This window comes from Ideonella sp. P3_A4 (assembly GCF_056403075.1).
Map to the genome: position 1 here is coordinate 1 of NZ_JBFUGE010000267.1, position 8,211 is coordinate 8,211.

Here is an 8,211-nt window from a genome sequence, read left to right on the forward strand (position 1 = left end):
GCGCACGTCCTTGCCCGCCGTCTCACCGCTCCAATCGAGCCGACGGTGAATGATCACCGGATCGGGCATGGCTTCCGGGGGCGCTGGCGCCGGCGCCACGGCGGGGGGTGGCGGCGAGCTCACAGCGGCCGACGGATCGACCACCTGAGCCGGCGAGCGTTGGGGCAGCAGGTGATGGCGCATCGGCACCACCACTGCCAGAATGACGGCGCCGATCAGCACCCCTTGCTTGAGCCCCTCGGTGACATCGCGACTGATCATCATGGTGTTGGCTCCTCTTGAGAAACGACGGGCCGTTCCCGAGTTTCTCTGTTCCCCTTCAAGGGCGGGCTGGGCGTTGCCAGGCCCTGGGGGCTTTCTTACGACCAAGAGCCCAGCAGCGCGAGCAGATGCTCGCGCCACCGGGCCTTGGTTCACCCTGTGTCACTTTCGCGAACGGCGCGTCAATTGCGGTCCGGACGCGGAGCGCGTTCGCTGTTGCGCTTGCCCATGTTGTAGATCGGGTCATCGGGCGAGTTCAGGTCATAGTGGGTTTCGCTCGGTGCCGTGTTGGTCGACAGGCTGCCGTTGGTCTGATTGATGCTGTCGGTGGTGTTGGTCGTCGAGCTGGCGGGTGCCGAGGTCGATGTGTCGGCCTTGCCCGAAGACGCAGTGGTCGACGGCGTGCTGGTCGTGTCAGCCGCCCATGGGCTCGTCGCGTCCGTAGCCGGCGAAGTGGCGGTCGACGAAGTCGTCGTCGTGTCGGCCGGCATCGCGGTGGTATCGGCCGGCATCGTTGAGCTCGGGCCGGCGGCCGTCGGGGCGGCGGTCTCGTACGGGTTGTTGTCGATCACGCTGTCATGGGCCCAGTGCTTGGGCACCGAGTTGTTGACCGACCCGTTGATGTTGGCGTGGTTGTAGGCTTCTTCGTCGGTGCTCTGAGCGTAAGCAAAGCCGAGGGTCGCCACCATGGCGGCGGTGGAAACGGCAGTGATCAGTGTCTTCTTGGACATGTGTAACTCCTTGCTGTGTGTGTACCCCCGTGGGGTTGAAGCGGATTCGTCGCTGGACCGGAGGACTGCCCGGTGCGATTGACTCTAGGCTTTGCGCCAGCGCTTGCGGGTCCTCCGGCGGAGCGTCTGCATGTAGGAATAAACCGCGTCGACAACCACTGAGCGCGGTGCAAGCTCAGCGCTTGGCCTTGCCATGAACCTCCACAAAGGCGCGGTACGCGTCCATCCAGCGCTGCAGGAAGGCGCGTGTCTTGTCGTCGGTCACGTCGCCGGCCTGGTTGATCAGGCCTTCGCGGTACTGCAAAAAGACTTCGGGCTGGTTCAGCGTCGGCACGTCCAGGTAGGCCAGCACATTGCGCAGGTGCTGCTGGGCCAAGGCGGTGCCGATGGCGCCKATCGAGGTGCCGATGACACCGGCCGGCTTGCCGGCGAAGGAATTCTTGCCGTAAGGACGCGAAGCAATGTCGATCGCGTTCTTCAGCACGCCGGGAATCGACCGGTTGTACTCGGGCGTGACGAAGAGCAGCGCATCGGTGGCCTCGATCTCTTGTTTCAGGCGCTTGGCCTGATCAGACGGCGACGCGTCGTGGTCCTGGTTGTACAGCGGCAAGTCACTGATGACGATGTGCTGGTAGACCCAGTCCTGCGGCCCCATGCGGGCGAGCGCCCTCGCGAGCTGCAGGTTGAACGATTCAGCGCGCAAGCTACCAACCAGGATCGCGACTTTCATGGGGGTCCTCCTTGCCATCTGGGCAATGCATCAATAGCGGCGCCCGGGTCTTCTTCACCCGCGGCGGATTCGTCTTGACGAGGCTCGTTGCGCGACTGGGACGGCGCCGGCACGATGGCCAATCGGGCGGCCGGCTTCGGTGGGGCATCCGGGCTCACCGGAGCGGCGCTCGCGTTCGTGAACAGGCCGGCCCACCACTGCCGCGCCGAGGCGGTCACCGTCGCCAGCGCATCGCGGTCACCCTTCAGCAGCGCCGCGGCGTAGCCGCGCAACTGCTGCGCTGTCAGATGCGGCGGTGCCGGCGGCACGTTCGGGTCGACCACCATCTCGAGCAGCACCGGCCGGTCGGCCGCCAGCGCGGCGTCCCAGGCTGCGGCCACGCCTTCGGGCGCATCGATGCGCATGCCGATCAGCCCCAGCAGTTGCGCGTAGTCGGCATACGGAAACGCCGGCACGAACTGCGAGATGCTGGCACGCGGCTCACCTTCGGTCACTCGCTGCTCCCAGCTGACGAGGTTGAGGTCGTCGTTGCGCAGCACCATCACCACCAGCCGTGGGTCGGCCCAGCGCCGCCAGCTGTCGGCCACTGTGATCAGCGCGTTGATGCCATTCATCTGCATCGCACCGTCGCCCACCAGCGCGATCACCGGGCGGCCCGGGTGCGCGTGCTTGGCGGCCAGTGCATAGGGCAACGCATTGCCCATGCTCGCCAACCCACCGGACAGCGACGCCAGCATGCCGCGCCGCAGTTTCAGGTCGCGCGCAAACCAGAACGCAGCGCTGCCCGAGTCGCAGGTCAGCACGCAATCGTCGGGCAGCCGTGGCGACAGCTCCCAGAACACGCGCTGCGGGTTGATCGGCTCGGCCGGCACCATCGCCCGCTGTTCCAGCACTTGCCACCAGCGTGCGAGGTTGCGCTCGATCCGCTCGCGCCACTGCCGGTCGGTCTTGCGGTCGAGCAACGGCAGCAGGGCTTGCAACACCTGCGCGCTGTCGCCGACGAGGTTGACCTCCATCGGGTAGCGCAGCGCCAGGCGACGGCCATCGATGTCGATCTGCACGCCGCGCGCCTGGCCTGGTTTCGGCAGGAACTCGGCGTATGGGAAATTGCTGCCGATCATCAGCAAGGTGTCGCAGTGGGCCATCAGGTCCCAGCTGGGCTCGGTGCCCAGCATGCCGATGGCGCCAGTGACGAACGGCAAGTCGTCGGGCACCACCGCCTTGCCCAGCAAGGCCTTGGCGATGCCGGCGCCCAGCTTGTCGGCCACCTCGAGCACCAGGTCGCCCGCTTGCAGTGCCCCGGCTCCGACCAGCATCGCGACGCGCTCGCCGCCGTTCAGCACCTCGGCGGCGGCCGCCAGGTCCATGCCACGCGGCACGCCGGCGCGGGCGGTGCGGCCGATGCCGCTGTGCAAGGTGCCGTGCGCGCGCGGGGGCTCCAGCTCGGCCGCCAGCGCCTGCACGTCGGTCGGCAAGATGATGCAGGTCACCGTGCGTTGGTCGATCGCGGTGCGAAACGCGCGGTCCACCACATGGCGCAGTTGCGCCGGCACCGTGACCATCTGGCAGAACTCGGCGGCCACGTCCTTGAACAGCGAGGCCAGGTCGATTTCTTGTTGGTACTCGCCACCGAGCGCCGAGCGGGCCTGCTGGCCGACGATGGCAACCACCGGCTGATGATCGAGCTTGGCGTCGTACAGGCCGTTGAGCAGGTGGATGGCGCCGGGGCCCGAGGTGGCCAGGCAGACCCCCACTTCACCGGTGAACTTGGCGTGCGCGCAGGCCATGAAGGCAGCCAGCTCCTCATGCCGTGTCTGCACATAGGCCGGCCCTTGTTCTTGAGCCCGCTGCAGCGCGCCGATCACGCCATTGATGCCATCGCCGGGGTAGCCGAAGACCCGCGCCACATTCCACTGGCGCATGCGTTCGACCAGGTGGTCAGCGACGGTCTTGGTGGACATGGTGGCGGGTGGCCTTCATCCCCCAGCGACGGCAATCGACGTACCAGGCTCGACGTCGACCGACACAGCTCGACCCGCTAACGCCGTGCAGGCATGCAGCCTGCCGTAACCCCCACAGACGCCCCTCCACGACCCCTCATGGGCGCCTGTCCAAACGTCCCACAACCTTTGTTTGAAGCCAGAAAGGCCATCATGGATAACTCAGACCTCATGGACATCTTGAACCACCTCGTCTCCACCTGCAAAGACGGCGAGTACGGATTTCGCAGCTGTGCCGAACACGTGAASAGTGAAAGCCTGCGCAGCGTGTTCAGTGCCCGCGCCGAAGAGTGCCGCCAGGGCGCCGCCGAACTTCAGTCGCTGATCCAGCAAAACGGTGGCAAGCCGGATGACGGCGGCACGGCCACCGGCGCGGTGCACCGCGGCTGGGTGGCGGTGAAGGGCACGCTCACCGGCTACAGCGACCTCGCGATGCTGGAGGAATGTGAGCGTGGCGAAGACGTGGCGCTCGAGCGCTATCGCAAGGCGCTGGAAGAACCGCTGCCGCCTGAAGCGCGCCTGGTCGTCGCGCGGCAATACGAAGGCGTCAAGCGCAACCACCTGCAGGTGCGCACGCTGCGCGATCAAGCCCGCGCCGCGGCGACCTGAAGCACACCCGCTCCCAAGAGCGAAAAAGAGCCGCCCCCAAGTTCCTTGGGGGCGGCTCCGCTTGCGCGATCAACACTGAACGAGTTCGTGCGGCGGCCGCTCACTCTGGCGGTGATGCCCCGCCGGCGAAGCAGGTTCGGGCTGGGGCACTTCGACCGGAAAATCGCCCGGCTGGGCCGGCATCTCTGGCGGTGGCGGCGGGGGCACGGTGTCGGGCGGCGGCGGGGTCACATGCAGCTGGAGCTGCATCTGAAACCAGGTCGAGTCGCATGTCATTGGAGCCCCTCGTCCAACGGGTACGTTGACCGATCCCCCGAGGGGATGCGGGCCGGCTTGGGAGCGGCCCGGCACTCGGCCCGCAGCCACGTTCACATCAGGATGTCTCATTCATTGCCCCAGCGTGACGTTCGGGCTCAGCGCGCGGGCGGCCTGCAGGTGCTCGCGCAGCATCGGCAAGGCTTTCGCGGCCCAAGCCTTCAACTCCGGATCGCGGCCGGTCAAGGCCTGCTGGTCGAAGCTGGCCACGGCGCGCTGGTGGTCGGCCACCGCTTGCTTGCTGTAGGCCTGGTCGAAGTCGGCGCCGGTCAAGCGGCCCATCTGGGCCAGCAAGGCCTGGCGGTCACGGCTCAGGTTGCCGGGCCACGGCACGCCGCGGGCCGCGGCCAGGCGCTGCAACTCGGCGTTGAGCTGTCCGTGGTCTTGCACCATGCGTTCACCGAAACGCTTGATCTCGCCACCGCCGCCGCGTCCTTGCGCCAACTGCCCGAGTTCGACCTCGAGCAGGCCGTCGGCCGCGGCGTTGCGAACGAATTTCTGGTCCAGCGTCGTCAGGGCCGTCGCCGGTGCTTCGGCCGGGTTCTGCGCCAGCACGCCGACGCTGAGGCTCAAGGCACACACCGCCAGGCACAGCAAAGCTTTCAGGCTGGTCGGGACGAAAGACATGGCACCTCCGCATGCGGCCCGGGGCCGCGTTCACAACGTCATGCTGCCGAACCGGTTGGCATGCAGCCAGGCGCAATACATCTGCGAGGGCTGCGGCTGCGCCGGTGGGTCCTGCACTGGCACCGGAGGCAGCCACGGATCGGGGTCCTCGATGTGGCGGCGCGTGGGCTCGGGCGGCGCAGGCGGGTGTTGCGGCAGTTCGGGGTTGGGGGTGATGGGTACAGGCATGCCGACAGGCCGGCAAGCGCCGTGCCACGACCAGTCCCCAGCCCTGGTATTCCCCCTTCAGCGCGGCCCCTGGGCACGCTGCCCGCCGCGCCGCGTGCGGCTGTACAAACGCATGATCGGTGTGGCCGACGAGCCGTGCATCAGCACCGACAAAGACACAGTCACCAACACAGCATCGGCCACCGCCTTCATCTGCGCCCCATTGGCACCATGCGCCACCGCGAAGGCGAGGTAGTACATCGAGCCGACACCTCGGATGCCGAACCAGGCCGCCAGGCGCCGCTGCGACGCGGTCAGCCCCATGCGGGGCGTGGTCGCATAGACCGCCAGCGGCCGCGCCACGAAACACACGAACAGCGCAATGCCGATGCTGAGTGGTGTGAACGCGTCGTCTTTGATCAAGGTGCCGATGACGATCATCACGACCATCTCGGCCAGCTTCTCGAGATCGAGCGTGAAGTCGAGCACGGCCTTGGCCATGTAGGCGGTGGCCTGTTGCGGGTGGGCGGCCGCGTCGGGGCCCAGTTGCGCCACCAGCTCTGGCTTCGCCTTGTGATCGGGGCTGTCTTGCCGCTCGACCTGGCGCAGCGCCAGGCCGGCAGCGAAGACGGCCAGGAAGCCGTAGACCTGCAGCAGCAACGCCACGCCATAGGTCAACGCGATCAGGCCCAGTGTCAGGAAGCTTTCCATGCCCAGCGCCTGCTCGCGCTCGCGCCGCAGCCACACGACCAGGCGGCTGAAAGCAAAGCCCAGCCCCCCGCCGAGCGCCAGCCCGCCGAGCGTCGGCCACAGCAGGTCCTCTTGCCACCACCGGCCGGCCCAGGGGCCGAGCGTGTGCAGGCCCATCAGGCCGAGGGCCAGCATCACGAACGGCGCGGCCGTGCCGTCATTCAAGCCGGCCTCGGCGGTCAGGCTGAAGCGCAGCCGGTCGCGATCGAGTTCATGCTCCACCTGGACGTCGGACGCGAGCACCGGATCGGTCGGCGCCAGTGCCGCAGCCAAGAGCAGCGCCGGCCCGATCGCCAGCCCCATCGCGTAGCCGGCGCCGCAAAGCAGCGCAATCGTCAGCAGCATGGTCAGCGTGGCCATCACCAGCGGCACGCGCCAGATCTTGTCGCGCAGTGGCGCCCGCAAGCGCAGGCCGACCGCGAAGATCGACGCCAACACGGCAGCCTCGGTCAGGTGTTCCAGCAACGCGGCGTCGCGCCGCAGGTCGAGGTCGAGAAAACCAAAGACCTCGGGGCCGAGCAAATGACCCACGACCAGGTAAAGCGCGGCGGCACACACCGGCATCTCGCGCCGCCAGGTGTCGGTCAGGCCGATCAGGATCAGCAGCAGCCCGACGATTACGAACCAGGTGGTGGCCAATGACTCGACATCTCCGCAACGGTCAACACTTGGGCCGCCACGAACAGCCAGTCCGCCAGCTCGCGCGGCGATTCGCGGCCAGGGCGTTCGGGTCGCCAACCGTGGACGATGGCGATGTCTTGGTCCGCGTCAACGCGGGCTTGGCGCCGTAAGCCTTGCAGCTGCGTGACGAGGTCGGGGCTCGGTGCTTGCATCGCGGATTCCTGCCCTGCCCAGAAGCAACCGATGTGCCCGCGGAGCCGGCTTGCAGCGTGTGCAAGAGGCCGGGGCCACGTCAGGTTCGTCCGCGCCGCCGCTCAATCGGGTCGATCCGCAGCAGCTGGCGGTACTTGGTCACCGTGCGGCGCGCCAGTCGCACGCCTTGCTGCGCCAGCTGGCGGGCGATGTCGGCGTCTGACAGCGGCGAGTTGGGCGACTCGGACTCGATCATGTCCTTGATCAGGCTGCGCAAGGCGGTGCCCGAGCAGGTCTTGCCGCTTTCGGTCGTCAGGGCGCGCGAGAAGAAGTACTTCAGCTCGAACACGCCCATCGGCGTCATCATGAACTTGTTGTTCGTGACCCGCGACACGGTGGACTCGTGCAGCCCCAGCGCATCGGCGATCTCACGCAGGCCGAGTGGGCGCATCGCCATCGGGCCATGGTCGAGGAAGCGGTGCTGGCGCTCGACGATGGCTTCGGCCACCTGCACGATGGTGGCAAAACGCTGCTCGACGTTGCGCAGCGTCCAGCGCGCTTCCTTCAGGTGGTCGGCCAGCGCCTGGTCATTGGCGCGGCGGTGACGCTGGAACAGCTCGGCGTAGACGCGGTTCATGCGCACGCGCGGCACCACCGCGCTGTTGAGCTGCACGGCCCATTGGCCGCGCACCTTGCGCACGATCACGTCGGGCACCACGTACTGCACCTGCGCCGGGCCRCAGCGCCAACCTGGCCGCGGGTCGAGCCGGCGAATGCGTTCGCACACCGCCTCGATCTGCTCTTGCGGCTGCTGCAGCGTGCGGGCCAGCTTGGCCACGTCGTGCCGCGCCAGTGACTCCATGTGCTCGTTGACGATGGTGCGCGCGAGCGCCCGCATCTCGGGGCACTCGACGGCCTGCAGTTGCAGCGTCAGGCACTCGGCGACATTGCGAGCGCCGACACCCGCGGGCTCCAGCGACTGCACGCGGCACAGCGCGATCTTCAGTTCCTGCAGCGTGGCCAGCGGCTCCAGCTCCACCAGGTCGACGAGCTCGGTCAGCTCGACGCGCAGGTAGCCATCGTCGTCGAGCGATTCGACGATCGCGCGCGCCAGCGCCACGTCGCGCTCAGGCAGCGACAGCAGGTCAAGCTGCGCATGCAATTGCGC

General features: G+C 67.7%; 8 protein-coding genes and 1 pseudogene. 1 reads left to right on the forward strand and 8 read right to left on the reverse strand.

The annotated features are described in order from the left end of the window. From AC1DYI_RS20690 to AC1DYI_RS20705, 4 genes and pseudogenes are all read right to left on the reverse strand, one after another. A pseudogene (locus tag AC1DYI_RS20690) lies at positions 1-264 on the reverse strand (hypothetical protein); the annotation flags it as partial. Positions 265-443: 179 nt separating this feature from the next. Next, complete coding sequence (locus AC1DYI_RS20695; RefSeq protein ID WP_477206015.1) at positions 444-992, reverse strand: hypothetical protein; 549 nt, start codon at positions 990-992, stop codon at positions 444-446. A 175-nt stretch (positions 993-1,167) separates the two neighbouring features. Further along, positions 1,168-1,722: an NADPH-dependent FMN reductase gene (locus AC1DYI_RS20700; RefSeq protein ID WP_477206016.1), complete on the reverse strand. Its 555-nt coding sequence runs from the start codon at positions 1,720-1,722 to the stop codon at positions 1,168-1,170. Then, positions 1,719-3,683, reverse strand: a complete 1,965-nt coding sequence (locus tag AC1DYI_RS20705) for a thiamine pyrophosphate-requiring protein (RefSeq protein ID WP_477206017.1) — start codon at positions 3,681-3,683, stop codon at positions 1,719-1,721. Before AC1DYI_RS20705 ends, AC1DYI_RS20700 begins: the two co-directional genes overlap by 4 nt. A 210-nt stretch (positions 3,684-3,893) precedes the next feature. Here AC1DYI_RS20705 and AC1DYI_RS20710 point away from each other — a divergent pair, with 210 nt between their 5' ends. Continuing rightward, the gene (locus tag AC1DYI_RS20710; protein WP_477206018.1) at positions 3,894-4,331 is read left to right on the forward strand and encodes a ferritin-like domain-containing protein; all 438 of its coding nucleotides are present in this window, start codon (positions 3,894-3,896) and stop codon (positions 4,329-4,331) included. A 387-nt stretch (positions 4,332-4,718) separates the two neighbouring features. On the opposite strand, the gene AC1DYI_RS20715 is transcribed toward AC1DYI_RS20710, so the two are convergent. From AC1DYI_RS20715 to rpoN, 4 genes are all read right to left on the reverse strand, one after another. Next, entirely contained in the window at positions 4,719-5,273 is a 555-nt protein-coding gene (locus AC1DYI_RS20715; RefSeq protein WP_477206019.1) for a DUF4142 domain-containing protein, read from the reverse strand. A 30-nt stretch (positions 5,274-5,303) separates the two neighbouring features. Beyond that, entirely contained in the window at positions 5,304-5,501 is a 198-nt protein-coding gene (locus AC1DYI_RS20720) for a hypothetical protein (RefSeq protein WP_477206020.1), read from the reverse strand. A 57-nt stretch (positions 5,502-5,558) separates the two neighbouring features. Next, a complete protein-coding gene (locus AC1DYI_RS20725) occupies positions 5,559-6,869 on the reverse strand; it encodes a cation:proton antiporter (RefSeq protein WP_477206021.1) in 1,311 nt (436 codons plus the stop codon). Between the two features lie 274 nt (positions 6,870-7,143). After that, positions 7,144-8,211 (reverse strand): RNA polymerase factor sigma-54 (gene rpoN / locus AC1DYI_RS20730; protein WP_477206022.1); only part of this gene is annotated, 1,068 nt, incomplete at its 5' end.

Bases quoted from the DNA above. Each gene is read 5' to 3' on its own strand.
- AC1DYI_RS20695 (WP_477206015.1), bottom strand. From the start codon at position 992: ATGTCCAAGAAGACACTGATCACTGCCGTTTCCACCGCCGCCATGGTG.
- AC1DYI_RS20705 (WP_477206017.1), bottom strand. From the start codon at position 3,683: ATGTCCACCAAGACCGTCGCTGACCACCTGGTCGAACGCATGCGCCAG.
- AC1DYI_RS20715 (WP_477206019.1), bottom strand. From the start codon at position 5,273: ATGTCTTTCGTCCCGACCAGCCTGAAAGCTTTGCTGTGCCTGGCGGTG.
- AC1DYI_RS20720 (WP_477206020.1), bottom strand. From the start codon at position 5,501: ATGCCTGTACCCATCACCCCCAACCCCGAACTGCCGCAACACCCGCCT.